Source organism: Flavobacterium sp. 2755 (assembly GCF_031455715.1).
Taxonomy (GTDB): Bacteria; Bacteroidota; Bacteroidia; order Flavobacteriales; family Flavobacteriaceae; genus Flavobacterium.
Genome location: NZ_JAVDTG010000009.1, coordinates 26,692 through 52,663 on the forward strand (window position 1 = coordinate 26,692; position 25,972 = coordinate 52,663).

Below are 25,972 nucleotides of genomic sequence, written 5' to 3' on the forward strand. Positions count from 1 at the left end.
TGTAACTAGCCTGAAAGAGATTATCCTTCTTACGGTTGTACGATTTGTTTTTGGATTGAATTAGAAAAATTCTATTCAATTTTCTTATTGCTTTTTATTGATGTCCAATACTTGAATAATCCCATTTTTTATTTCTATTTTCTGCTTTGAAGAAATAGTAAGGGCTGAAAATGGTTTGTTTAGGAAAAAGATTTCCGTCATTACTTTTTCGCCATTATTGTAGAATATTTCGATTGAGGTTTTATCCAGAATAATTTTAAAAGCGGCACTTTTTTGGCTTCCTTCCAAAAATGCTTTGCTTACTGGTAAAGCAAACTTATCTGAGAAATCAGTTATACCAGCTTTAGAACGATCAATAAATAAGTAATTTTCTTTATTGTTTAAACCAAAACTTAAAGATTCTCCATTTGCATTAGAAAGTGTAAAAGTGTAATCTTCCTGTTTTAAGTTTTTTAAATCTAAACTAACAACTGTCTGAGTTAAATCTACTTTTCCGCTTTCAATTAAATTTAAAGTTCCTTTTCCGGTTTTACTTTTTGTTTTAATGGTTTTAGAAACATAATTATTGATTTCTTTTACCGGCGTGCTAACCAAATTATAATGGTTTTCTTTTTTAACCAATTTCAATTCGCGCGGAATTGTGGTACTGCTTCTCCATGTCGTTGTTGGAACCTGTTGTGCATATTCCCAGTTTGACATCCATCCGATAAATAAGCGTCTTCCGTCTGAAGTTGGAACATTATTCCAGGTCACTCCTGCATAATTATCTTTTCCATAATCTGCCCAGACTGCTTTTTCGTTATTTACCCTTTCAGCAAAAGTAGTGTCTATTGTAAATGTTTTTCCGTCAAAATCTCCAACAAAATATTGAACTCCGGAACCTCCGTTTGGTCCGCCCGGATTAAGGTTTACAATTAAAATCCATTTTTTTTCTTTGGTACCTTCAACTTTTATTTCGAAGAAATCAGGACATTCCCAAACACCGCCATGAGCACCAATATTTTTTCCAAATTCAGATGCAAATTCCCAGTTTTTCAAATTCGATGATTTGTAAAAATGAATTCGATCCTGAGCTGCCAAAGCCATAATCCATTGTTTGTGCGTTTCATCCCAAGATACTTTTGGATCTCTAAAATCTCTAATTCCAGGGTTTTTCACGACAGGATTTCCTTCCTCAAATTTCTGCCATGTAAAACCGTTATCATTAGAAAAAGCAATATCCTGCTGTTCCACATCAATTTTGCCTGCTTTTTCCTTTGTCATATCATGCAACGTGTAAATTGCAACAATCGGAGCTGCTTTTCCGGTTCCTAAACCAGATGTATTCTGAGTGTCGACAACAGCACTTCCTGAAAATATATATTTGTCCTTATCTGGGTAAAGCGCGATTGGCTGTTCTTCCCATTTAATTAAATCTTTAGAAATGGCATGTCCCCAATGCATTGGTCCCCATTTATTTCCATCAGGATAATGCTGGTAAAACAAATGATAATACCCATTGGCGAAGAACATTCCGTTAGGATCGTTCATCCAGCCTTTTTTTGGCGTAAAATGAAAATGTGGTCGATACATTTGTTCTTCCGCTGTGTTCGATACAGTTACGGCAGCAGTTTGTGCAGTTGCAGAAGATGGTTTTAATCCTACTATCGACAGTAAGGCAGCACTATAAAGAGCTAACGGCAGATGTTTCTTTGATTTCATTTTTGTGGTTATTTTTTTTAGTTAGTGTTTCGCTTAAAGCTTCTAAAGAGATTCCTTTTGTTTCCGGCATCAGAAAAATTACGAACAACAGTTGCAACACCATCATCAATGTAAAAATAAGGAATACAACTTCGGGTCCGATTTCTGAAAATAACATTGGAATTAAAGACGGAATAATTGCCGCTAGAACCCAATGTACTGAACTTCCAAATGCCTGTCCGGATGCACGAATATGATTCGGGAAAATTTCTGAAATAAAAACCCAAATGACCGCACCCTGACCAATTGCATGTGAAGCAATAAAAAGGAAAAGGAAAATAGGAACCGATAAACCTCCCCAATTGTAATAGAAAGAAGCCGATACTAATCCGAGTGAAATAATATACCCAACAGAACCAATGTACATTAACAACTTTCTTCCTAATTTGTCGATTAATGCCACACCAATTAAGGTGAAAATAAGATTTGTAACTCCAATTCCGATACTGCTTAACAACGCTGTATTTTGTCCTAAGCCGGCTTCTTCAAAAATTCTTGGCGCATAATATAGAAATGCATTAATTCCTGAAAACTGATTGAAAAAGGCAATTAAAAAAGCCAGAATCAATGGGAAACGATATTTCTTCATGAAAATATTTTCGTGTTTGGTAACACCGTTTTCACGGGAATCATCTATCAAGTCTGAAATATTTGAAGACGGATCAATGGTATATAAAACTTTACGAGCATCTTCGTCACGATTTTTCGACAAAAGCCATCTTGGACTTTCCGGAATTGTCAAAATAAACAGAATATAGATAAGAGAAGGAATTGCCTGAACACCAATCATCCATCTCCATGCATTTTCTCCAATGTCTTTTAAAAAGTAATTAGACATAAAAGCAATCAAAATACCTAATACAATATTGAACTGATACAAAGCTACCAATCTTCCTCTTTTGTCTGCCGGAGCAATTTCTGATACATAGGCCGGAGCAGCAATAGTAGAAGCGCCAACCCCTAAACCACCAATAAATCTGAAAGCAGCAAAAACAAACGGATCATTAGCAAAAGCGGCACCAATTGCTGAAGCGAAATATAAAATCCCAATCCAGAACAAGGTTTTTTTACGTCCTATTTTATTTGTTGGGATTCCTCCAAAGATTGCACCAACTACAGTTCCCCATAATGCCATTGCCATAACAATTGAACCATGAAAGGCATCTGACGAGTGCCACAGAAGCTGTAATTGTTTATCAGCTCCAGAAATAACTACGGTATCAAAACCGAAAAGAAAACCTGCCAGTGCAGCAGTAACAGACCAAATCAATATCTTATTCATTGTACATGTATTAAAAACTTGTTGCTAAGATATCTGCAAAAAAAACAACTTATTTTTAATGATGTTACAATTTATTTCTATAAATATTGATAGTTTAGCATTTTAAACTCAAAGCCTTTATTTACAAGGTTTTACGCAAATTAAAAAACTTTTACGAAAACCTTGTAGTTTCGATTTTGTTACATAACCTTCAAAATTGATACTTTAAAAGAAACAATTTCAAAGACAAATTAGCTTGACGTTTTGTATTCTTTAGGAGAAATTCCAAATTTATTCTTAAAAGCTGTAGAAAAATAGTTTGGAGAAGAGAAACCTAACGAGTAGGCAATTTCAGAAATATTCATTTCATTTGACTTCAAAAGCTCTGCTGCTTTCTCTAATTTGACATTATTAATATGATCGCTAATATTAATTCCGATAATTGCTTTCACTTTTCTATACAGCTGAACTCTCGAAACCCCAAGTTTATCCGCCAAATCCTCAACTGAAAACTTTGGATTTTCAACATTCTTTTTGATAATGTCATTCATTTTGGTAATAAATGACTGTTCCTGATTTCCAAATTTAGATTCAGGTTCAACTCTGTAAATATTATTGGTGTAATAATAACGTAGTTTTTCTCTGTTGAAAAGCAAACTCGATAGAGATTGTTTTAGAATTGAAAGGCTAAAAGGTTTTGTCAAATACTGGTCTACTCCACTCTGAAGTCCTTTTAAAACAGATTCTTTATTACTTTGCGCCGTTAGAATTATAATTGGAATATGTGACGAACGAAGATCTTTCTTTAGTTCTTTGCTGATTTCGTAACCATCTTTGTCTATCAAATTAATATCGCAGATAATAATATCCGGAATAATTTCCAACGCTTTTTCAATTGCATCGCTTCCGTCAGAATTGTAAACTACATATTCATTCGAAAGTTTAGCTTTTAAAAAATTAACTAAATCTACATTGTCTTCAATAATTAGCAACGAATGTTTTTCAGCATCTGAACTCGTATTTGATTCTTTTAAATCAGGTTCTATGTTTAAATTATCGGTAATTAAATTCGGAATACTGATTAGGCCCTCGACTTTCTGAATAATTTCACCAGGTTGCAAATGACTGTTTCCTTTTAATAACGTAATCACAAATTCGCTGCCTTGCTTTGATTTTAGCTCGATAGTTCCCTGATGCAAAAGCACAAACTCTTTAGACAAATGCAAACCAATTCCGGAGCTGTTTTTATTATTATTTGAAGCCCTGAAAAAAGGATTAAAAACGTTAGACAATTCATTTTCCGGTATCCCAATTCCAGAATCTTTAAAACTAATTTTAACTGTGTTGTCGTGATTTTCGATAATCGAAATACTAATTTTTCCATTGTCTGGAGTAAATTTAAAAGCGTTTGAAAGCAAATTAAAATACACCTTATCCATGAGCTCCCTATCAATAAATAACTCTAGATTTCTGTTTTTACATATAAGTTGAAAATCGATATTTCTACGGGCAGCTTCACCTTTAAAATTAATCATCACTTCGTTGGTAAAATCAGAGATTTTAGTATTTGAAGCTCTTAAAGTAAATTTTTGTTCTTCAATTTTTCTAAAATCCAGCAATTGATTTATTAATCTGAGCAGTCGATTTGAGTTTTTATGGATTAGTTTTACTTCATCGATAAGAGCAGTGCCTTTAATTTTTTCGTTTTCAATCAAAGACTCTACATAACTCATAATTAAGGTTATTGGAGTTTTGAATTCATGTGAAAGTCCTGTAAAGAAATTCAATTTTGCTTCGTTGCTTCTCTGCGCTATTTTAGCCATTTCCTGAATTTCATTATTCTGATCAATTACAGTTTGATTAATTCTTTCAAGCTGTTTTTTCTTTCTTGAAATAGAAATCGTTGAATAAATGCTGTAAATCGTCAAACTCAAAATAATCACTAAGAAAAAACTTAGCAATCGAACAAGATTGTTCTGTGAAGCATATTCTCTTTCCTGAACTTTTATCGCTCCCTGCTGCGACTCAATAACTGTTTGCTGCTGATCGACTTTGTCCATTTGATTTTCGATAATTTCAGCATTATTCTTGTCTATTACAATTGTATTGAGAATATTATTTTTGGCAATTGCTTCTTTATTGTACATTTTTAAGGCCAATTTCAACGCTTCATTTCCTCCTGTCGGATATAGAATTGTACCGTCTAAAACTCCGCTCTTCACCAATTCTATCCCCCCATTTACTGAATTTAGTCCATCAACACCAATAAATTTGATTTTCTTTTCTAATCCAACAGTTTTAGCAGTTTCCCAGGCGCTTAAAGCCATACGATCATTATGGGCAAAAATATATTCGATGTCAGGGTTTTGCAAAAGAATAGTTTTTAAAGGCTCCCTAACAGATTCTCCTTCCCAATTGCCATGAATAATATTATCGACTCTGAAATGTTTATTTTCATTGATAATCTGTTCAAAACCAAGACTTCGCTCGTATGCTGGTGAAGAACCGTTTGCTCCTGTAATTTCTATAATCTTACCTGACCCTTTACTATGCGAAATAATATATCGGGCAGCAATTCTTCCAATTTCAATATTATCAGCTCCAAGGTAAGCAGTATAACTTTCTCCCTCGATTTTTCGATCAACAACAAGAACAGGAATTCCTGCCTTTATTGATTTTTCTACAACTGCAGTCAAAGGTTTAGATTGAATTGGAGAGACAATAATAACATCAACTTTATTAGATATGAATCTTTCAATATCTTCTATCTGTTTATCGATATTGTTATTGGCATCTTTTATAGTTAAGTCTACTTCTGGTCGTAAGGAAGCTTCAATCTTCATTGAGCTGTTCATTTGTTTACGCCAATCATCTGTAGTCATAGCCTGAGAAAATCCAACTTTTATTTTATCGTCCAGTTTTTGTTTGCAGGAAATTAAAGTTGATGATGCCAAAAAAAGCAGCAAAATATATTTTACAGTGTGAAACATGAAATTATAAGTTTATGTAAATGAAAGTGAGTTTCGAAAATACCTCCTTAAACTAGTAACTTGCCAAAATAATTAGGAAGGATTATTTTGTTATGACAAGTAAGAAGTGCGTATATGATTGTAAAGATAAAATTAAACTTTTAAGTTTTAACAATGACACCTCATAATTTTCTCATTATTATAATCAACAAATTTTCTTTGCCAACATTTCAGTAAAGTTCAATGTAAAATCGTGGTAAAAGAGGTCAAAAAGACAACAAACGCAGGAAATACGAGGGTTCCGTGCGTAAGGTTCCAATCCTGCTCTCCTCATTGCAATAAAATGCATAAATAATTATCTTCTAATTAGATTAAAGCGGTTTAAAAAGTCTAATATCCGACCAAATTTTGATTTGAATAATCTCAAAATTATTATACAATTTTACAAAAAACTAACCCGTTCTCTTTACATAGTACCAAATTTTATTTTCAAGAATTTTGTAAAAAGCTATTACATCTTAATAAATTTAAATATACATATGTTTTAATAGTCTTATTTCTAAAATTTAACCCACTTTAACTTATAAATATGATCGGCTTGTAAATCCACTAAGGTCAACTTGACAGGATTCAAACCATTCATAAAATACTAAAAAATAAGGATCATGTACAAAAGTTGGGGATTAGGTAAAAAGATTAGATAAATACAATTCACTGCCCGAAGATTTAAAAACCTATACAAGCTGTTACATCATTCATCTACAATTAATCAAAGGAGAATTAAACATGCTAATAGATAAAATGTTGTTGCTTTTAGAAAAAACCGGTTGACCATAGTTTTCTTTAGAATATTTTCAGAAACTATAATATTCACATTAACTCGCGGCCAACACAGCCAAATGGCCAGTTGATCACAATTAGCACTATTTTTTTCACCACCTACAAATTTTTGTTAAAGAGACAATAGTCCTATAAATGAAGTGTTTTATCCTATAACTATCTCACTAACTGTATCTTATTTTGCAAAAGAAATAGAACTCCAAAAAAAGCATCAGCTTTATTTTAAACATTTCTATTTCATAAAAAATAAAACAGAGTAATTAAACTAGAACGGAGATTAAATAATGTCAGAAAAATAAAGGGTCCGTCTTTTCAGTCATATCATTAGTAACGCAAAATTGGCAACACAAAAACATCTCAATTATCATCTCAATATCTTTAGAAGAGCCAGGGATCCTCGCTATTGAAGGATTGAGAATCACAATAATTCCATTAGATTTTGGCGTTTTTGTTAACTGTATTATAGTTTAAAAATAGCAACGATCCACAAATAACCGCCAATTTAAAACACTTATACTCTTATTGGTTCATTTATTACTTTTCGATAAATCTAACAACTAAATTATAAAAGTATTACTAAATGTTCCTGTAATTTATCTTTCAAAATATGATATTCTATACATCAATAAACAATTAATAATCAAAGCATTAATATCTGATTTTCAGAACTAAATTTTTGAATTGATAAATAAAAGTAAAAAAAATTTTTTGTAAGGCAGATGGAAAGTATACCGTTTTTATTCTACCCAACGGAACCAGTATAATGTCAAGCAGAAATCTGGGTGAATACAGTGCAATTTTAGATGACAATTATTTTTTTAGAATACATCATTCCTATATTATCAATCTACGTCATATTGTTAAAATTTCAAAAAAAGATGGGTATTTCTGCGAACTTTCGAATGGATCAGTTTTACCAGTTGCCAAAAGACGACAAGATGATTTTAATAAATTTATAAAACTTAAAGATTAAAATAATATAAGTTAAATATAATTATTAGCAAATGAATACCCATAATATTCCAGAAAACAATGCGGCAAAAAAGAAAAATAATAATACTCCTTATTATTTTGAAGAACCGTTACATGAACTTGCTAAAATTTTAGATTTTTCCATGGATCTAATTTGCTCTTGTGATGAAGAGGGAAGATTTGTATGGGTAAATAAAGCTTCAGAACGTATTTTAGGCTATACGCCTGAAGAATTAATTGGTAAAAAATGCCGTGATTTTATATTTCATGAGGATGCTAATATTCCTATAAATGAAAATATTGATTTTAGAAGCGAGACACACTTACCTATGTTTGAAAAAAAGTTCATACACAAAAATACAAGCATTATTTATTTGCAATGGTCTGCTGTACGGGATGATGTTAAAAAATTATCTTATTGCATAGGCAGAGATATTACTGAGAAAAAAAATATAGAAAAAGCAATTGAAATAGAAAGACTGCAATTCTTTAATATATATTCGCAGGCACCTTCATATATGGGAATTTTAACTGGTCGCGACCATGTTTATGAATTAGCAAATGAACTTTATCTGCAATTAATTGATAAGAAGGATATTATTGGGAAGGCCGTCAAAGATGTTTTACCCGAACTTGAAACACAGGGAATTTTTGAAATTCTAGATAATGTATATCAAACAGGTGAAAGCTTTTCAGCTAATGAAATGCTCATAACATTTGATCGTTATAGCAACGGAAAACTAAAAGATGTTTACTTAAATTTTATTTTTCAGGCTCGAAGGGATGCTAATAATACTATTGACGGAATATTTATTTTTGGCAATGATGTAACAGAGCAGGTTCTATCGCGAAAAAAAATTGAAGAAAGCGAAAAAATGTATAAAGATCTAATCCATAAATTGCCAGTTGCCACCTACTCTTGCGATGCTGAAGGACGAATAGTGCTTTATAATAAAGCTGCAGCTGCGTTATGGGGCAAAGAGCCTGAACTAGGAAAAGATGTATGGTATAATTCATGGAATTGTACGGACAATAAGGAAATAATTATAGAACGCCCTAATGGAGATAAACGCAATGTATTGCCTTATCCAGTTCCGTTTCACAATACTGATGGTGAGATAACAGGAGCCGTTATTGTACTTTCTGATATTACAGAAATGAAATTGGCACAAAAAGAACTGAGAAAAAGTGAAAAAAAATACCGGTATCTTTTTGACAACAATCCCATGCCAATGTGGATTATCGATTTAGTGTCTTTTAAATTTCTGGATGTAAATAAAATGGCAATTCTGCAATACGGATACAGCCGTGAAGAATTCCTTTCTATGATTGCTTTGGACATACGTCCAAATGATGATAAAATCCATTTCATAAAATCGAGTGATACTTCAAATATTAATCAATCAAATTATAACAGGGGAATATGGAATCATATAAAAAAAGATGGAACTATTGTTCCGGTTGAAATTATTGCCCATAATATTGTATATGAAGGAACTGCAGCAAGATTGATTCTCTCTAATGACATCTCTGATCGTAAAAAAGCAGAAACAAATCTGGAAAAAAGAAATCGGGAACTCATCAAAACCAATTCGGAACTGGATCGATTTGTATACAGTGTATCACACGATCTGCGTTCCCCCCTAACTTCAATTCTTGGTCTGATCTCTTTTATTGAAACAGAAAGCAAGGAAATTGATACGCTTAAACATGCCGAACTGATACGGATCAGTATCAATCGTCTGGATGACTTTATAAAAAACATTTTAAGTTATTCACGAAATAACCGTACAGGGCTTGAAGTGGAACAAATTTCGCTGAAAGAAATGATACTTGACATAGTAGATTCGCTTCAAAGAATGAAAGAAGCAAAAGGAATTCGTTTTGAAATTGAAATACAAGAACAAAAACCTTTTTATACAGACAGGCTGCGATTTACAACCATTCTAAAAAATCTAATTTCCAATGCCATAAAATACCATAAAAAAGAGAATGCTGACAGATTTGTAAAAATATTGGGATATTCAGATCATGAAAATCTCCATTTTTCAATAGAAGATAACGGGATAGGAATTGATTCTGAGTTTCATAAAAAAATATTTGAAATGTTTTTTCGTCTTTCGGGCAAAGATGGCTCTGGTATTGGTTTATATATCGTAAAAGATGCCGTAGAAATAGTGCAGGGCTCTATAGAGGTACAGTCAGAAAAAGGGACTGGAACCAAATTTAATATCACACTAAAAAATTTGAAACCATGTCAAAAGAACTAGACCCAAAATTTGAAACAGTAATGATTATTGATGATAATCTCGTAGATTTATATATTATCTCGCGTATGATCACTAAGAATAATTTTGGAAAAAATGTGCTGCATTATACGGAGGCACAAGAAGCAATGAAATATTTGCAGGAGAATCAGGATAATATTTCGAAATTACCTCAAATCATTTTTGTAGACATCTACATGCCTTTAATGTCCGGATTTGAATTTATGGAAGCGTATGAGACATTATCAACTACTTTAAAAAATTATTGCAAAACCTACATCGTATCCTCAACAATAGATAATGAAGATATCGCACGATCAAGCAATAATAAGAATGTGGTTTCTTTTCATGTTAAACCGCTTACCAAAGAATTTCTTGACCGAATTATTTAGGAATAATTACTTTAAATATTACTTCCAATAATTCAATCAAACCAAATCAGTATTTTATACTTCACCACTAAGCTGGCACTATCTCAGTGATTTTAATAATTACTACAACTGTTGTTTTTAAGTGTGCCCCACTTCCATAACAGATTGATATATTAATTCTTAAAATTTAAATCAGAAATTCAGCATAACAAATTAGCAGAATTTTAAAACTCAGCTATGCTGGTTTTTGTTCCTCCTTTTATAATTTTCAGCATTATAGTTTTCCTTCATTAAACGGTTATACCGTATAGCTGTCAGTTATTACTTCTCCCTTTTAGATTAAAAGGCATTCTAGTTAATTTGTATAAAAGCTTTTAAAATCAATGCTTTGTAAAATGTCAATTTTTTTTTTTGCGTAATAAACTGTTATCAAAATAATGAAAAAACTAACTTTCTATTTCATTTTTCTTATTCCAATAATACCTCATTCAACAAATCTACTTTCCCCAGGTTTACCTGATGAATCAGTTAAAGCTCCTATTGACTCAATGCTTTTTTTACTATTTACAGGAGGTATCGGATTTGATAGTTATCATTTTAAAAAGAAATAGACTTTAAATTTAAAACGCGCCATAGTATTATAATTTAAACCAAAAGAATATGAAAAAAACTTTACTATTAATCTCTGTTTTGCTTTCTTTTCAATGTTTTTCACAAATACATATTAGTGCCAATACACCTATCTATAATGGTAATGGTGACAATTATGATGGACCGCCTCCCCCGCCTCCCCTAATTCCTTATTTTAAGCTCAATACTATAATAAACGATGAGTTTACAAGAGAGCTTAAATTAGTTTTTGCTTATGAAGCAACAGACGGCGTCGATAGTAATTTCGATGTAAAAAATATGGATGGAGATTATCCTCAGGACATTTCTTTCTGGATTGAAGACGGAGATTACGTAATTCAGGGACTCAGTTTCAATTTATTCAAAAAAATTCCACTCTCTGTAAAAGCAGCTGTAAGTACAAAATTTAAATTTTACATTTCTGAAAATGACGGTTTTGATGATAGACAGCCAATTTATATATACGATGCACTTGATGGGTCTTACCATGATATTAGAAACACCCCATATCAAGTTGTAGTTGCACCCGGAAAAGATACAGAACGATTTAAAATAAGTTTTATAAATAATGAAACACTAGGAACAAATGATGCAGTGAGAAGTAATTTTTTTATTAATCAGGACAATAAAAACCATGTTTTAAATGCCACAAATCCAAATAATGAAATTATGAAATCATTTGAGCTTTATGATATTCTTGGAAGGACTGTTATTTCAGAAGATAATTTAGGCACCCAACAAAACTTTAGCTTTTCAACTTCAGGGTTAAGTGCCGGGATATACATCGCAATATTCAAAGCGGCCGATGGTGCAAATATCACTCAGAAAATCATTATTTCTAATTAGGGTAATTAAAAATTCAGTATAACAATAATCAATTAGGAGCCTGTTTTTTGAAAGCTAAATATCAGTTAACTGAAATTTTACGATTTATTGAAATTGCCCTCACATACTTATACTTTTTAGAAATATTTCTATGCTGTTATAAAACTGCAATACATTGAAAAAATAAAATATTATTTTTTAATTTAACTAAATGAGTTAAAAATTGTCAAATCACAGGGCAATAAAATCTATGCAAAAAAACTTTTATACCTACATTTTTACACCTAATAATTGGATTTATTTTAGATTATTGTATACTCTCTGGAGAAGGGATTTATTCCTCTCCAAGTAAGTTTTTAGCGATTCAGGCTCAATTCCTAAACCTGCTGCTTCTTGAGGGTCAACTTTATACCCTTCCACATTCTGCCAGATAAAAGCTTCGGTTCCCCATTTAAACAATCCGCTTTCGACGGCTTGCTTATCTGTTATACTAATGGCCTCAAATTGCTTACTGGTAACGCTTGAAAGCACATCTGCAACCTCTCCCATTGTAAGTGAATCTCCCACTATAGCGAATTCTTTCTTGTTGAATTTGTCAGGCTCTGCAAATGCCTCAGCTGCAAAACGACCAATATCTTCAGGAGACACCCAGTCTATTTTTGTATCCGGCGCAGTTGGACTCATTATTTTACCCTCAGAAATAGTAGGAAACATCCACTCATTTTTAGGAGGAAGCAGGTTTACCATGATAAACGGAGGTTTTATGATTGTCCAGAAGGTAAATCCGGCATCTTTAACAACGTTTATAGCTGCAGCTTTCTCTTCCCAGTAAAGCGGCTCCCATCTGCTTTTATCCCAGTCCGCAAAGTTTTGATGATCTCCCGCGCGGGCAACAGAGGTGTGAACTATCTGCTGAATCCCAGCGGCTTTTGCTGCAGCAACCAGATTTTTTGCATGTCTAGTTTCCTCTCCCTTATTTCCAGGATGGGACCCCATCTGCATCGAGAATACGCCTGTTGCACCTTTAGCGGCTTCAGTCAGACTTTCTAAATCATCGAACGTCGCTTCAGCTAATTCAACATTCCTTGCAGCGAGTGCTTTTGCAGCTTCACTGTTTTTATTTCGTACAATAGCCCTCACCGCTATATTTTTAGCTAATAATGCTTCAATCACTGCTCCTCCCTGAGTACCTGCCGCGCCAGCTACCAGTATTAATGATTTATCTTTCATATTTTTATAATTTAATTTTTTTGTAAATTTACGCCGTAATTGGTTTACAAAAGATACCAGTTACCTAAAGGATGCCAGATATACAAAAAGATAATTCAGAAAATGCACAGCAGATCAAGCATTTGCAGGATGCCCTATACGTGATAAGCGGGAAATGGAAACTCCCCATATTGACAGCTGTGCACCAGGGTAACAGCCGATTCCGTGACATACAGAGGAGTGTGAACGGCATCACAAGCAAAGTACTGTCAAAGGAACTTAAAGAACTGGAACTAAACAAGCTCATTTTGCGCAGGGTCTATGATGACTCCCCTCCGACCGTTGAGTATACAGCTTCTGTGTATTGCGATACGCTGCACAATATGATCTCCGAAATGATTGAGTGGGGTAAAAACCACCGTGACAAGATCAGGGAAGTTTAATAAATAATTAGGACTGCTTTGTTGTTAGAGATAATGCTGCCATATGCTCTTTTAGAAATTATAAGTATAAGGTCTTACATCAGCATATTATTTACAGTCAAAGTTTTGTATTAAAATCATTTCCGAAAAAATAGATACGTCCTTTCCCTATTAGCCCCGATAGCAGTGAAAATCCTTTTGTGCTGGTGTTCGGTGCAAAAGATTGCTTCGCCAGTTCGCTGCGCTCGGGTGGAACGTATAGTGGAAAGAGCTCCAAAAAATAATATCATATAAAATTGACCCTGGATACTATAGACCGGGTTTTCGACAGCCCGAAGTTTTATAAAGTTCCCTGCGCAGCCTGAAACTAAATTAGCCAAATCAATTATATGAGCGCGCAAGATCAAACACGCAGACTAAAAAGCAATCCTTTACCCCTTTCCGACATTCTTTTCTGAAACAAAAAATAAATTTCTCACCGGACCCAATAAGGCTTTTGCCCAGTGCAGAAGAAAGACTTTTTTCAGCAGCAGCACAAAAGCGTTAAAAGAATTTGGTTTCTGCACATAAAGGTCTGCCCCTTTAGCAAAGGCATCTTCAATATCGGCAGGATGATCCCAGGTGGAGAGCATAACGGTGGGAATGCCACGAAGATCATCGTCTTTCTTTATTTCTTCCAGCGCCTTTTTGCCCCCTTTAACGGGCATATTGACATCTATAAAAATAATATCGGGATCGCTCTGGGATTCATCCCTGAGCGTATCGAGGAGCTCCTGCCCATTTTCAACGGTCGTTACCTCAGAAGCAATCTGCGCTTCATCCAGGGCATCGATGAATAATTCCTGGTCTTCGGTATCATCCTCGGCCAGCAGAATTTTTATCGGCTCTTTTTCTTTTGGGCTTTCAGCATCCGGATTCTCAGCACTTATCATATTGAAGCGGTTTTATAATTTCCAAATGTACTAAAAATGCCCAAATGAAATTATGCCGTACAAAATTAATGGTCAAAGGATCTCATTTTACAAACCCTTTTAAATTGCGGAATATTGAAAACAGCATTATGCCGGTACAATATACCCCCTGCTGTAAAATAGTCCACAGGCTAAGCCCATGTTATCCGACAATCCCTTAAATTAGTTTTTTAAGCATGCCGTTAAATATAAATCCATGAAACGGCAGCACGGCATACCAGTATAGTCTTCCCATAAGCCCGCGGGGCTTAAAAGTGGCCGCCTGATATAAGGTATTGTTGATTATTTTAAATTCCAGCCAGGCTTCGCCGGGAAGTTTCATCTCGGCATATAAAACCAGTTTGCCCTGCTTCTTATCCGCGTATACAACCCTCCAGAAATCCAGCGCATCCCCTGCATGTATTTCCTTTTTATGTGTCCTTCCCCTCCTTGTGCCTACACCGCCAAAAATCTTATCGATGAACCCGCGCAGATCCCAAAGCCAATCGGCATAATACCATCCTGTGTCCCCACCTATGGACCAGATCCGTGCGATGGTATATTCCTTGTTTATAATTGTTCTTTTTCTTCTGTCAATATAACAGCCTCTTTTTGGAACCTTTAAATATTGAGAAACATTTCCTCTAAATTGCCCGCTTACTTGTGAATCTTTCCAGCTCGAAATAATATCATCATCACTGATCTTTTTCAAAGCCCTTTCTAAAGCCTGCCGGTAAGAGATCGGCGTAACTCCCAGTAAATTATTAATTCTGTTATCTCCGCAGATGACTTCCACTTTCATGCTGCTAACCAGCGCCGAGGCCAGCTTAAAAGAAGTTGACGTCACAAAATACAGCCAGTAAGACGATAATTTCGGGGTCATCACCGGTACGGTGTAAATGTATCTTTGGAGATTTTTTACTCTGGCAAACTCCAGCAGCATTTCCTTGTAGGTCAAAATATCAGGTCCCCCGATATCAAAACTTTCATTATAAACTGCCGGGTTTAACAGCGAGCGGATTAAAAATTCCAAAACATCGCTGATGGCAATCGGCTGGCATTTTGTATTGAGCCATTTAGGGGTAACCATAATGGGCAGTTTATCCACTAGATCGCGTATTATTTCAAAAGATGCGCTTCCTGATCCTACTATTATTCCCGCCCGAAGTACAGTTAACGGCACTGCTGCGGTCTTTAAAATATCTTCCACCGCCTTTCTTGATGATAAATGTTTGGATAGTGATTTATCATTTACAATTCCGCTGAGGTAAATAATCTGTTTTGCATTTGTCTGGTTTATTTTTTCAATGAAATAATGTGCCGAAATGCTTTCCAATTCATCATAATTGGAAGCGCCGGACATGGAATGGATCAGGTAATAAGCTGCATCTATATCATCAGGGATATTTTTAAGACTTTCCGGATCCAGAAAATCAGCTTCAATGACCTGTATTTTATTTTTAAACTGTTCAGGAAAATAAAACCTGTTTTTATCCCGGACGCAGCAGACCACCTCATTTCCGTGGTCCAGCAGCAAGGGCAGCAGCCTCTTGCCGATATAACCTGTAGCACCTGTTAATAGAATTTTCATCTCTGAGCTGTTTTACAATTTAAAGCTTACCAAACCATAATCCATCGCGAAAATCTGGCCTGAAATTGATGCTGCATCTTCAGAAATAAGATACCCTGCCATACGGGCCACCTCTGCGGGCTTGAGGTAATTTTTCAAGGGGTGGCGCTCGATCATATTTTCTTTCATACGGTCGTTTCTTAAAATAGATCCCGACAAAGAAGTCTCTGTAATAGTCGGGGCAATACCATTGATACGAATTAACGGGGCAAGTTCGGCACCGAGCGATTTAACCAGACCCTCTACTGCTGCCTTAGAGGCCGCAATACTGGAGTGAAAAGGCATTCCGAGCTTTGCCGCAACGGTACTGAATAAAACAATAGAAGGGTTTTCCCCTTTCTTTAACGCAGGCAGATAATGCTGAATCACTTTGACGGCACCCATCACGTTAATTTCAAAATCTTTTCTGAAATCATCCAGGCTTAAGCCCAGAATGGGTTTGAGGTTTATGGACCCCGGACAATACACCAGGGCATCTATACTTTCAAATTCAGGCAAAGCATCACGGAGCACATCAACTGAAAAATGAATTAAATTTGGATGGTTAATATCGGGAGCTGTCCTGCTGATATTGATTACCTTATAATTTTCCAGCTGCTGCACTAAAACACCATTACCGATTCCTTTACTGCCGCCAACAATTACAATAGTTTTCATTTTTTTAAAGATTTAGAATTAAAGAACCGTTCTGATTGTTTCTGCTATGATTTTCAAGAAAATAAGATATTATTTATTAAATATCAAAAAGACCAAAGGGGTATTTCATATAAGATGAAATCTTAATGTTAAAGATAATAATTGTTTAACTATTTTTAATAAATATTAAACAAATTAAAAACTATTTTATTTAACTTCGCTATGCTCTCCTTAATTCCCTATTGAGAATCCCTCAAAAAAATACAATTATGAAAAAAGTAAAACGGCAATTTCCCGATCGTGACCTGGATCGAATCATTGAAATGGCATGGGAAGACAGAACCCCTTTTGAGGCCATTGCATATCAGTTTGAGCTTCAGGAAGCTGATGTAAAAATTTTAATGAAGAAGGAACTCAAACCCGGCAGCTATAAACTTTGGCGCAAAAGGGTAGAAAACTGTCAAACAAAGCATCTGCGGAAACGCAGTGACGCAATTAAACGCTTTAGATGCAGCGAGCAGCGGGCCATTTCCAATAACAAAAAATCGAAGCAGAAACAATAGAAACAATCAGCTGTATTATTGGAATTATGATACAAAATGCAGAATTCATGTAACCATAAACATTTAAAAGCCAATAGCTTCGCCATTAAAACTATACCAATCAAATCTAACGCTATGTACCGTAATCCAGGGCTTCTACAAAATATAATTGATGCCATCCCTCTTCCCGTCGGAGTGTATGTGGGAGATAATTTAGAAATTGCACTGGCCAATGATGCCATGATCAAAACATGGGGCAAAGGAAATGATGTACTTGGAAAAACCTATCTCAGTGTTGTTCCTGAAATTGAAAACCAGCAGATTCTCGATGAGGCCCTTGGCGTTCTCAAAACCGGAACAGCCTTTCATGCTGTGGGCAGAAAAGTAGATCTGGTCATGCAGGGAATTATGACCGAACATTATTTTAATTATAGTTTTATTCCGCTCTTTGACGAGCATGGAAAAGTCTATGGCGTGCTTAACACCGGCGCTGACATCACGGATCTGCACAAAGCAAAAGAAGAAACCCTGAAAGCGAATGAAAAATTAACCATAGCCATAGAAAGCTCCGGGATAGGAAGTTATGAAATAGACCTTGAGACCAAAAAAATCAAGACTTCAGCAAATTTCAATACGATCTGTTCCATTGGAAGCGAAACAACAAATGACGATTTAATTTCAAAACTTCATCAAGAGGACCTCCCGGCGCGCGAAAAAGCACACCAGCAGGCTGAGGCAACGGGAAAAATATGTTATGAGGCAAGAATTTTAAATGATAACGGCTCCTACCGCTGGGCTAAAATCAATGGAAAGATTATCAAGGACAAGGACGGGTCTGCAAAGACCATCATTGGGATTGTTCAGGATATACATGAGCATAAGGAATTTCAGGAAGAACTAAAAAAGCAGGTCGCAAGCCGCACAAATGAGCTCACGCGTTCTAATAGCGATCTGATGCATTTTGCCAGCGTAGTAAGCCACGATCTTCGAGAGCCGCTGCGAAAAATTAAATTTTTCAATACCCTTTTACGAAATGACATAGAAGACAATGTTAATGAGAAATCTAAAAAATACCTTCATAAAGTAAGCCAGTCTGCCCAGAGAATGGAAAATATTATAGAGGGAATTTTGACCTATTCCACCCTTGACAAAACTTCACAGTTTATAGAAACAATTACTCTTAATGAGGTTATTGAAGACATAAAAATAGACCTCGAGCTCATAATAAGAGAAAAAGGTGCTATTTTAGTTACTTCTGATCTTCCGCAGATTCAGGGAGCGCCGATTTTAATTAACCAGCTTTTCTATAACCTGATCCAAAATGCCCTGAAATTTTCCAAAGCGGGCGAGCCTCCCAGAGTTATCATAACAAGCAACATCATCAATAGTGACGGCCAGGATTTTGTACAGATAAAAATAAAGGATAATGGTATTGAAATTGATCCTAAATTTGCAGAAAAGATTTTTACGGCATTTGAAAGACTGCATTCTAAAGATCAGTACGAGGGAAATGGCTTGGGCCTTGCCCTGTGCAGAAAGATTGCCGAAAGGCATAATGGCAAAATAACTGCAGCCGGAGAAAAGGACAACGGCGCCGAATTTACGGTGACACTTCCTTTAAAACAAAAAACCGATACGCTGTAGCAATTGAAATTTACAACTTCACCCGTTAGAGGAATTTTACAATAACAGCAATCTGTCTGATAAAATAATATTAGACAGCTTCATAAATACATCTTTTTTATTTTGCATTCCTGTAAATTTCAATCTTGCCAATCACATCAAAATCCAATGTGTAATTGAGAGCAGGCTGATAATTTTCATCGGTGAGGACAATTTTCATAACCTGATGAATTGTGGGATGAGTGTCTGTATCTGCATTTTTGAAAGAACAGGATAAAATGACAATATTCCCTTCGGAACATTACTGTTTATAAAAAATAAAATTCTTCTATTTTAGTGGGCTCCACAAATGACTGACCTGAAAAGTTAAGTGGATTTTGCCCTATAAAGGCCTGAAACTGCTCAAGCTCAAAAATATTAAAGGAAAGTGCCTTCAAACGGGAACTATCGGCCTTGTCAAGTCTGAACCATTTGAGATTTAGAATTAACCTTTTAGAATTAAAACTATAGTTAAAATATGCCAGCTGTGTATTGATGGGTATACATGAAGACGTTCCTTTGTTAAATTTAATTCTCCTATTCAATTTTTAAAAAGAAACAGTCCTGAAGCGGAGTAAAAATTAATTGAATCTTAAGCAATTAAAAAAAATAAGAATCGCAACAATGCGTTATTTCGTATATACCTAAAAACAGACTGCAAAATGAAACTAATTACATTATTTCTTCTATTAAACATACTTCCCATCAACTGGGAACCTGACTTTAATAATGCAAAAAAAACGGCAAAGGAAAAACATGAATTAATCCTATTGAACTTCTCCGGTTCAGACTGGTGCGGACCTTGTATTGTGACACGCAAAGACTATTTTGAAAGCCAGGTATTCACAGACATGGCCAACCAGAATTTAGTATTGGTGAATGCTGATTTTCCAAGGAAAAAGAAAAATATCGGAACACCCCAGCAGGTCAAACGAAACGAAGATTTAGCCGAAATATACAACAAGGAAGGAAGTTTTCCTCTAACGCTTCTTTTGGATGCCGATGGAAAAGTACTTAAAACCTGGCATGGAAAACCAGAAATTACTCCTGAACAGTGGACTGCCGAAATAAAAGCGATCTGTGAGAGCCGAAAATAACATAATTAAGACCCAAAAATATTCGCAATCCCTAAAACTTATGGGGAACAACTTTACTATAACAGTTGTTGCTGAAAATGAAAAGCTGGGTAATGAAAATATCGATCTTGCCATTGAAGAAATCAGACGGATTGAGAAACTTTTGACGACCTACAAGGCAGATAGTCAGACCAATTTCATCAATGATAATGCAGGTATTAAGCCTGTTAAGGTAGATCTGGAAGTTTTTAACCTTATCGAAAGATCTATCGGAATTTCGAAAATTACACAAGGCGCTTTTGATATTTCTTATGGAAGTATCGATAAAAGTCTATGGAATTTTGACAAAGCAATGACAAGTCTTCCTGATCCTGAGACGGCACTCAAAATGGTACATCTTATTGACTACCGAAACATAATCCTTGACAGAGAAAATATAACAGTGTTTTTAAAAGAAAAAGGAATGCGAATTGGTTTTGGAGGTATCGGAAAAGGATATGCTGCTGAAATGGCAAAACAAATTCTTATAAAACATAATGTGCAGAGCGGCATTATTAATGCCAGCGGAGATCTTTCGGCCTGGGGATTACAGCCTAATGGTAAAAAATGGACTATTGGCGTGGCGGATCCCGATGCTCCAAATGCGGCATTTTCGTACATGGAAATCTCTAATAAAGCCGTGGCAACTTCTGGAAACTACGAAAAGTTCGTGACCATTAACGGGAAAAAATATTCGCATACCATTGACCCAAAAACAGGACTGCCAATAACCGGAATAAAAAGCGTGACCATTATCGCATCAAATGCAGAATTTGCAGATGCAATGGCTACCCCAATAGCAGTTATGGGTATTAAAGCCGGCTTGTTTTTAATAGATCAGATACCGGATCTGTATTGTATTATAATCGACGACAACAATAAAATTTACACTTCTAAAAACATTAACCTGAAATGAAAAAGCCAAAGCAAAAAAATCTCGTGCTCCTCTACAGTATTGCTTTTACAGGTATAATGCTCACCTCCTGCACTTCCGTAAAGGAATACCAGAAAGGGAAAATCAACGATTCTGAAATGGTACTTTCTAATAGAAAAATCGAAAAGACAGAACTTAGTTTTCAATCCTACCGTGAAGGAGCTTCCGGAGCAAATTCAGGAAAAAGCGGCGGCGGCTGCGGCTGTAACTAATTTGATTTGATCAAAAAATGAAAAGAATATTCATAACAGGATTTGCTTTATTGGCACTATTTCAGCTAAGAGCACAAAATGTTCCTACTAATTCTACCAGTTATAAAAGCAAAAAATTAAAATTGGAAGAGGTAAATCTGGTTTCGAGTTATTATAAACAGGATGGAAACAATTCTGCCGTTACAGGAGGAATTGGTTCTGAGCATCTTACTGATATCGCTAACACTATTGATGTTAAACTGGTAAAATATGGTGAAAACGGGATCAAACATACCTTTGATATTGAAGCCGGCATTGACCATTATACTTCTGCTTCATCAGATATGATTGATTTGAGTGCGAATTCATCTGCTTCATCTTCAGACAACCGCTTCTACCCTTCATTAACTTATCTGAGAGAAAATGAGGAAAAAGGAAGAACACTTGGGATTGGCGTTTCATCATCAACTGAGTTTGATTATCAATCTTTTGGAGGAAACATCAGCTTCTCACAAAAAACAAAGGACAGAAACGGAGAATTTACCGCTAAATTTCAAACCTTTATAGATCAGCTGAAATTAATTGAACCCGTGGAACTTCGTGTACCTGGAAGTGAAGGTTATGACAGCGCTAACAGAAATACTTTTGCAGGAACTTTAAGTTATTCTCAGGTTGTAAACAAAAACCTGCAGGTAATGCTTGTAGGTGATGTTATCAGACAAAATGGGTATTTAAGTCTTCCTTTTCACAGGGTTTATTTTGCAGACGGATCTGTTCATCAGGAAAAAATGCCGGATACAAGACTTAAAATTCCACTTGGAATCAGGGCCAGTTATTTTTTTGGGGATAATATAATTATTCGCGCATATTACAGATATTATACTGATGACTGGAGTTTAAAAGCTCATACCGCTGATCTTGAAATTCCGATGAAGTTAACACAGGCGTTTTCAGTGAGTCCGTTCTACAGATATTATACCCAGACAGGAACGAAATATTTTAAACCTTACGGCGAACATACTGCAGCTGATGAATATTATACCAGCAACTATGATTTATCTAAGTTTGACAGCAGTTTCTTTGGGATGGGAACGAAATTCACGCCTCTTAATGGCATTTTCGGGCTCAAGCATTGGAATACGTTAGAGATTCGTTATGGGCATTATACCAGAACTACTAATATGACTTCTGATATTATCAGCATTAACATAAAATATAAATAACACATAATCAAATACTTAAAAACATATAAATTTTTCGGCACGTTTATTGTTTTTACCGAAATATAATTAATGACTTAAAAAGTAAAATCATGAAAACTTTAAAATATTTTTTGATCGGAATTTTATTCCTTTCATTTAGTTACACTCAGGCTCAGGTATCAGTAAATGTGAATATAGGAACACCTCCTGCATGGGGACCTGCCGGTTATTCAGATGTTCGTTATTATTATCTGCCGGATCTTGAAACTTATTATGACGTAAGCACGTCAAATTATGTTTATTTAAATAACGGACAATGGGTTAGAACCAGATCACTGCCTTCAGCCTATAGAAACTATGATCTTTATAATGAATACAAAGTAGTACTGACTGATTACAGAGGAGACAGACCTTACGACAACTTTAAATCTCACAAAGTAAAATACGGAAAAGGGTATAAAGGAAAACCTCAAAAAACAATAGGACAAAAGCCAGGAAAAGGAAACAATAAAGATAAAAGCCACCATGATAATGGAAACCATAATGGAAATGGCAAGGGAAAAGGAAATGGTAAACATTAATTTAAAAGAGGCTTTTGGGAGCCTCTTTTTTATCTTCAAAGAGCAGCCATTACGTCATATTTTAAAATATAATCCATAAAACCTTATTCACAGAAGCAAAAAAAATGGTTTACTTCTTTTTTATAAGATGGATTAATGATCTCAGATTATTTATAGTAAACAAGGTAATTATAAAATTAATTAATAATCGTGTAAATTGTCATTAAATTAATTAATCTAACTTTAACCAATAAGGAATTCATTACTCCTATGCAAAATTAAGTAAACATTTTTTGGAAGATTATGTTTATGGACAGACCCGTCGAAGCATGCAGCGCCGCTGGCGGGTTCTATTTTTTTATAGCTTGTTTCAGAGACATCGTATAGGTTCGAAACTGTAGTTAATTAAGTATTTATGAGAGATTGATTTTGTATTTTTCTTCTACTGGTGATGCTGGCTTTTTAGTTGCGAGATGTCCTATTTGAAATACTTTTTCAATAAATTCGATACTTTGATCTACTGACGTATTTTCATTTTTTAAATGACTTGCAAAATGGTTTGTTAATTTTTGAATAATTCTGGAACTGATTAAATCAATCTGAACATCATCAAAATTGGTTGTTTTCTTTTTTTGAAAAGCAAATTCAGCCGATACAATGTCATTTAGTTTGGATTTTAATGCATGAATAGTTGGTGCACATTTACGACCATTTATCCACGTATTAAATTCTAATTTCATATCGTCAATAATAGCTTCTGCAGCAGGAATATGTTGTTTTCTTCTTTCCAGCGTATCATCAGTAATTTGAGATAAATAATCCAGATGTATTAAAGTTACTCCTGATATTTCTTCTACATTCGTATCTACATTTCTTGGAATGGATAAGTCTAAGATTAATAAAGGTTTCTGTAAATTTAGAGATGTTTTGTCAATAGTTGGATTTTGCGCTCCAGTCGCCACAACCAGCACATCTGCCTGCTGTAATTCTTCTTGTAAATTGGCATAATCTTTTACAATAACATTCAGTTTTCCAGCCAATAATTCGGCCTTATTTTTTGTTCTGTTTATAAGAGCAATATGACTGTTTTTAGTATGTTTTACTAAGTTTTCACAAGTATTTCTTCCTATTTTTCCTGTTCCAAATAACAAAATATTTTTATTTCCAATATCTGCTACATTTCGGATTATATATTGTACTGATGCAAAAGAAACGGATGTTGCACCAGAAGAAATTTTAGTTTCCGTTTTAACTTTTTTACTCGCTTGAATAACAGTATTTACTAAACGATCCAGAAAAGTATTTACCAAACCTTCCTGTTTACTATTATTAAAAGCGATTTTAATTTGGCTGATAATTTCAAAATCTCCCAAAATCTGACTGTCTAAACCTGTTCCTACCCGAAACATGTGGTTAACAGCTTCTTCATTTTTATATATATAAGCAACTTCCTGAAATTCTTCTACAGAACCATTGCTGTTTTCGCAAAGCAATTTGATTAACTCATAAGGATGATGGGCAAAACCATAAATTTCAGTTCTATTACAAGTAGAAGTAACAATCAAAGATTCTATACCTTCTGCTTTAGCTTGTAATAATAAATCAGATTGTGCTTTAGTGTCTAGACTAAATTTTCCTCTTATAACTGCATCTGCTTTCTTGTAACTTAACCCTAATGCGTAAAAAGTGGTGGATCTGGACATATTAAAATTTTCCATATTTATGGGGTTCCTTAAAAAGTTCAAAAATTATTACTTGCTAATTTATACAACAGCGCTAAAAGTGTTTTTTATATCGCTGTGGAACAAATTGATTCAAACCGGCGATTTTATATAATTTCCTGATATTATAACAATAACAGTTTTTCAAAAATATTTATATATTTTAAAATGATATTGAAATATAAAACGCTGCCCTTTTCAGACAGCGTTTTGATAAGAAAATTATTTTTGAACTATAGGAGTTCTCAATGATTCTAAAACAGCAACAATATCTGTGTAAAGTTCTGTATTTGAAGCAACACCATTTGCATTGGCTGCAGCTCCAACATATCCTTCAAATTTTGTATAATCTGCACTACTGGATTTTGTTCCCATACGAGGATTTTTTGCAGGATCATGAGCAGCAACCATGTTCAAACCGGAATATGTATTTACCGCATTTGTACCACCAGTATTATAAGAAAAGAAATCAGTCAGATTATCGGACAGTTTAGCAATATTAGTAGACTGAGTAGTTCCAGTTTCTGCTAATAAAGGAGCAAAATGTGCTTGTAAATTCCCCGAAGCATTAGATTGAATATCAGCAACAATTAATCCAATAGTTGAATTTACCACTTTACGGAAACTCAAACGTCCCTGTTCAATCATTTGACCGGAGTTATCTGGATCAGAAACCATTTTAGTTCCACCTAAGCGTTCATAGATTGATGCCTTTACAGGAGGTTCCGGGGTTTCGTCATCATTACTGCTGCAGGAAATCATAGCTGCAGATGCAGCAAGTAATACACTAAGTGTAAGTTTTGAATAAATTTTCATAAATTAAGGTATTAAAGGGTTAATTAAAAAAACGGTTTATTTTTTGAGATAATTTATAGCTCAAACTGTTTTGATCCATTGGGCAGACTTCTTTGTTTGCTAAATTTGCCGGTAAAATATAACGCTTAGCATCATAGTTTCTTTTAGACATCAACTCATTGAAAACTTTCTCAGAGTTTGTAATTTTATTATTGTGGAAATACACCACAACATTTCTTTTAACGATAATAGAGTCAGATGTCAGACCTTTTATACTTCTTAAGTCGGCACAGATTTGTCTGGCTTGCAGAGAATCGATATCTGATTTAAAATCGATTCTGCTTACTTGCAGATTTGGAGTATCATAAACGGGTGGTTTTGCTGTTATAATGTGAAAAAGTAAAATGGCGATAAATAACCCAAATATTCCGATCAGTATAAAAAGTCCTTTTTTGATTATTTTATTAGTTTTCATAATTTTTATGGTTTTAAAATTATCTACGTTTACTTTATCGTTGCGGTTTTATA

22 protein-coding genes are annotated in these 25,972 nt (G+C 34.6%); 12 read left to right on the plus strand and 10 right to left on the minus strand.

Features of this window, described 5'->3' with window-relative positions:
• Positions 1–84: 84 nt before the first annotated feature.
• The 3 genes from J2Y38_RS19020 to J2Y38_RS19030 all read right to left on the minus strand — a co-directional run bounded on the left by J2Y38_RS19020 (position 85) and on the right by J2Y38_RS19030 (position 5,991).
• A complete protein-coding gene (locus tag J2Y38_RS19020; protein ID WP_309845634.1) occupies positions 85–1,701 on the minus strand; it encodes a glycoside hydrolase family 32 protein in 1,617 nt (538 codons plus the stop codon).
• Positions 1,664–3,022 (minus strand): sugar porter family MFS transporter, encoded by a 1,359-nt coding sequence (locus J2Y38_RS19025; protein WP_309845636.1) that lies wholly within the window; start codon positions 3,020–3,022, stop codon positions 1,664–1,666. Before J2Y38_RS19025 ends, J2Y38_RS19020 begins: the two co-directional genes overlap by 38 nt.
• Before the next feature lie 230 nt (positions 3,023–3,252).
• Positions 3,253–5,991: a substrate-binding domain-containing protein gene (locus J2Y38_RS19030; RefSeq protein WP_309845639.1), complete on the minus strand. Its 2,739-nt coding sequence runs from the start codon at positions 5,989–5,991 to the stop codon at positions 3,253–3,255.
• 1,522 nt (positions 5,992–7,513) lie between these two features.
• Between J2Y38_RS19030 and J2Y38_RS19035 the strand changes: the two genes are divergently transcribed.
• The 4 genes from J2Y38_RS19035 to J2Y38_RS19050 all read left to right on the plus strand — a co-directional run bounded on the left by J2Y38_RS19035 (position 7,514) and on the right by J2Y38_RS19050 (position 11,896).
• Complete coding sequence (locus J2Y38_RS19035; protein WP_309846043.1) at positions 7,514–7,783, plus strand: LytTR family DNA-binding domain-containing protein; 270 nt, start codon at positions 7,514–7,516, stop codon at positions 7,781–7,783.
• 31 nt (positions 7,784–7,814) lie between these two features.
• A complete protein-coding gene (locus J2Y38_RS19040; RefSeq protein ID WP_309845643.1) occupies positions 7,815–10,052 on the plus strand; it encodes a PAS domain S-box protein in 2,238 nt (745 codons plus the stop codon).
• On the plus strand, positions 10,037–10,441 hold the full coding sequence (locus J2Y38_RS19045; protein ID WP_309845645.1) for a response regulator: 405 nt from the start codon (positions 10,037–10,039) through the stop codon (positions 10,439–10,441). Before J2Y38_RS19040 ends, J2Y38_RS19045 begins: the two co-directional genes overlap by 16 nt.
• A 639-nt stretch (positions 10,442–11,080) precedes the next feature.
• Positions 11,081–11,896, plus strand: a complete 816-nt coding sequence (locus J2Y38_RS19050; protein ID WP_309845647.1) for a T9SS type A sorting domain-containing protein — start codon at positions 11,081–11,083, stop codon at positions 11,894–11,896.
• 276 nt (positions 11,897–12,172) lie between these two features.
• On the opposite strand, the gene J2Y38_RS19055 is transcribed toward J2Y38_RS19050, so the two are convergent.
• Positions 12,173–13,105: an NmrA family NAD(P)-binding protein gene (locus J2Y38_RS19055; protein WP_309845650.1), complete on the minus strand. Its 933-nt coding sequence runs from the start codon at positions 13,103–13,105 to the stop codon at positions 12,173–12,175.
• 71 nt (positions 13,106–13,176) lie between these two features.
• Between J2Y38_RS19055 and J2Y38_RS19060 the strand changes: the two genes are divergently transcribed.
• Positions 13,177–13,527, plus strand: a complete 351-nt coding sequence (locus tag J2Y38_RS19060; protein ID WP_035644047.1) for a helix-turn-helix domain-containing protein — start codon at positions 13,177–13,179, stop codon at positions 13,525–13,527.
• Positions 13,528–13,937: 410 nt separating this feature from the next.
• Here J2Y38_RS19060 and J2Y38_RS19065 read toward each other — a convergent pair whose 3' ends face one another.
• The 3 genes from J2Y38_RS19065 to J2Y38_RS19075 all read right to left on the minus strand — a co-directional run bounded on the left by J2Y38_RS19065 (position 13,938) and on the right by J2Y38_RS19075 (position 16,743).
• Entirely contained in the window at positions 13,938–14,438 is a 501-nt protein-coding gene (locus tag J2Y38_RS19065; protein WP_053471253.1) for a response regulator, read from the minus strand.
• A gap of 196 nt (positions 14,439–14,634) precedes the next feature.
• Entirely contained in the window at positions 14,635–16,047 is a 1,413-nt protein-coding gene (locus J2Y38_RS19070; protein ID WP_309845655.1) for an SDR family oxidoreductase, read from the minus strand.
• Between the two features lie 12 nt (positions 16,048–16,059).
• Positions 16,060–16,743: an SDR family oxidoreductase gene (locus J2Y38_RS19075; protein WP_309845658.1), complete on the minus strand. Its 684-nt coding sequence runs from the start codon at positions 16,741–16,743 to the stop codon at positions 16,060–16,062.
• A 248-nt stretch (positions 16,744–16,991) separates the two neighbouring features.
• On the opposite strand from J2Y38_RS19075, the gene J2Y38_RS19080 reads away from it, so the two are divergent.
• The 7 genes from J2Y38_RS19080 to J2Y38_RS19110 all read left to right on the plus strand — a co-directional run bounded on the left by J2Y38_RS19080 (position 16,992) and on the right by J2Y38_RS19110 (position 22,949).
• On the plus strand, positions 16,992–17,285 hold the full coding sequence (locus tag J2Y38_RS19080; RefSeq protein WP_071638149.1) for a TIGR03643 family protein: 294 nt from the start codon (positions 16,992–16,994) through the stop codon (positions 17,283–17,285).
• A 114-nt stretch (positions 17,286–17,399) separates the two neighbouring features.
• Positions 17,400–18,908, plus strand: a complete 1,509-nt coding sequence (locus J2Y38_RS19085) for an ATP-binding protein (RefSeq protein WP_309845662.1) — start codon at positions 17,400–17,402, stop codon at positions 18,906–18,908.
• Positions 18,909–19,588: 680 nt separating this feature from the next.
• A complete protein-coding gene (locus J2Y38_RS19090; RefSeq protein ID WP_053471248.1) occupies positions 19,589–20,023 on the plus strand; it encodes a thioredoxin family protein in 435 nt (144 codons plus the stop codon).
• Between the two features lie 40 nt (positions 20,024–20,063).
• On the plus strand, positions 20,064–20,957 hold the full coding sequence (locus tag J2Y38_RS19095; RefSeq protein WP_053471247.1) for an FAD:protein FMN transferase: 894 nt from the start codon (positions 20,064–20,066) through the stop codon (positions 20,955–20,957).
• 56 nt (positions 20,958–21,013) lie between these two features.
• Positions 21,014–21,187, plus strand: coding sequence for a DUF4266 domain-containing protein (locus tag J2Y38_RS19100; RefSeq protein WP_309846045.1), 174 nt, complete (start codon positions 21,014–21,016; stop codon positions 21,185–21,187).
• 17 nt (positions 21,188–21,204) lie between these two features.
• Positions 21,205–22,389, plus strand: coding sequence for a DUF3570 domain-containing protein (locus tag J2Y38_RS19105; protein WP_309845666.1), 1,185 nt, complete (start codon positions 21,205–21,207; stop codon positions 22,387–22,389).
• A gap of 89 nt (positions 22,390–22,478) precedes the next feature.
• Positions 22,479–22,949 carry a hypothetical protein gene (locus J2Y38_RS19110; RefSeq protein ID WP_053471244.1) on the plus strand — a complete coding sequence of 157 codons (471 nt, stop codon included), beginning with the start codon at positions 22,479–22,481 and terminating at the stop codon, positions 22,947–22,949.
• A gap of 392 nt (positions 22,950–23,341) precedes the next feature.
• Here the strand turns inward: J2Y38_RS19110 and hemA are convergent, their stop codons facing one another.
• From hemA to J2Y38_RS19125, 3 genes are all read right to left on the minus strand, one after another.
• On the minus strand, positions 23,342–24,646 hold the full coding sequence (gene hemA, locus J2Y38_RS19115) for a glutamyl-tRNA reductase (protein WP_053471243.1): 1,305 nt from the start codon (positions 24,644–24,646) through the stop codon (positions 23,342–23,344).
• A 225-nt stretch (positions 24,647–24,871) separates the two neighbouring features.
• Positions 24,872–25,465, minus strand: coding sequence for a hypothetical protein (locus J2Y38_RS19120; protein ID WP_053471242.1), 594 nt, complete (start codon positions 25,463–25,465; stop codon positions 24,872–24,874).
• Between the two features lie 19 nt (positions 25,466–25,484).
• Complete coding sequence (locus J2Y38_RS19125; protein WP_053471241.1) at positions 25,485–25,919, minus strand: hypothetical protein; 435 nt, start codon at positions 25,917–25,919, stop codon at positions 25,485–25,487.
• Between the last annotated feature and the right edge of the window lie 53 nt (positions 25,920–25,972).

Excerpts from the sequence above, each read along its gene's own strand:
- J2Y38_RS19020 (WP_309845634.1), bottom strand. The coding sequence starts at position 1,701 with ATGAAATCAAAGAAACATCTGCCGTTAGCTCTTTATAGTGCTGCCTTA.
- J2Y38_RS19025 (WP_309845636.1), bottom strand. The coding sequence starts at position 3,022 with ATGAATAAGATATTGATTTGGTCTGTTACTGCTGCACTGGCAGGTTTT.
- J2Y38_RS19030 (WP_309845639.1), bottom strand. The coding sequence starts at position 5,991 with ATGTTTCACACTGTAAAATATATTTTGCTGCTTTTTTTGGCATCATCA.
- J2Y38_RS19040 (WP_309845643.1), top strand. The coding sequence starts at position 7,815 with ATGAATACCCATAATATTCCAGAAAACAATGCGGCAAAAAAGAAAAAT.
- J2Y38_RS19045 (WP_309845645.1), top strand. The coding sequence starts at position 10,037 with ATGTCAAAAGAACTAGACCCAAAATTTGAAACAGTAATGATTATTGAT.
- J2Y38_RS19050 (WP_309845647.1), top strand. The coding sequence starts at position 11,081 with ATGAAAAAAACTTTACTATTAATCTCTGTTTTGCTTTCTTTTCAATGT.
- J2Y38_RS19055 (WP_309845650.1), bottom strand. The coding sequence starts at position 13,105 with ATGAAAGATAAATCATTAATACTGGTAGCTGGCGCGGCAGGTACTCAG.
- J2Y38_RS19060 (WP_035644047.1), top strand. The coding sequence starts at position 13,177 with ATGCCAGATATACAAAAAGATAATTCAGAAAATGCACAGCAGATCAAG.
- J2Y38_RS19065 (WP_053471253.1), bottom strand. The coding sequence starts at position 14,438 with ATGATAAGTGCTGAGAATCCGGATGCTGAAAGCCCAAAAGAAAAAGAG.
- J2Y38_RS19070 (WP_309845655.1), bottom strand. The coding sequence starts at position 16,047 with ATGAAAATTCTATTAACAGGTGCTACAGGTTATATCGGCAAGAGGCTG.
- J2Y38_RS19075 (WP_309845658.1), bottom strand. The coding sequence starts at position 16,743 with ATGAAAACTATTGTAATTGTTGGCGGCAGTAAAGGAATCGGTAATGGT.
- J2Y38_RS19080 (WP_071638149.1), top strand. The coding sequence starts at position 16,992 with ATGAAAAAAGTAAAACGGCAATTTCCCGATCGTGACCTGGATCGAATC.
- J2Y38_RS19085 (WP_309845662.1), top strand. The coding sequence starts at position 17,400 with ATGTACCGTAATCCAGGGCTTCTACAAAATATAATTGATGCCATCCCT.
- J2Y38_RS19090 (WP_053471248.1), top strand. The coding sequence starts at position 19,589 with ATGAAACTAATTACATTATTTCTTCTATTAAACATACTTCCCATCAAC.
- J2Y38_RS19095 (WP_053471247.1), top strand. The coding sequence starts at position 20,064 with ATGGGGAACAACTTTACTATAACAGTTGTTGCTGAAAATGAAAAGCTG.
- J2Y38_RS19100 (WP_309846045.1), top strand. The coding sequence starts at position 21,014 with ATGCTCACCTCCTGCACTTCCGTAAAGGAATACCAGAAAGGGAAAATC.
- J2Y38_RS19105 (WP_309845666.1), top strand. The coding sequence starts at position 21,205 with ATGAAAAGAATATTCATAACAGGATTTGCTTTATTGGCACTATTTCAG.
- J2Y38_RS19110 (WP_053471244.1), top strand. The coding sequence starts at position 22,479 with ATGAAAACTTTAAAATATTTTTTGATCGGAATTTTATTCCTTTCATTT.
- hemA (WP_053471243.1), bottom strand. The coding sequence starts at position 24,646 with ATGGAAAATTTTAATATGTCCAGATCCACCACTTTTTACGCATTAGGG.
- J2Y38_RS19120 (WP_053471242.1), bottom strand. The coding sequence starts at position 25,465 with ATGAAAATTTATTCAAAACTTACACTTAGTGTATTACTTGCTGCATCT.
- J2Y38_RS19125 (WP_053471241.1), bottom strand. The coding sequence starts at position 25,919 with ATGAAAACTAATAAAATAATCAAAAAAGGACTTTTTATACTGATCGGA.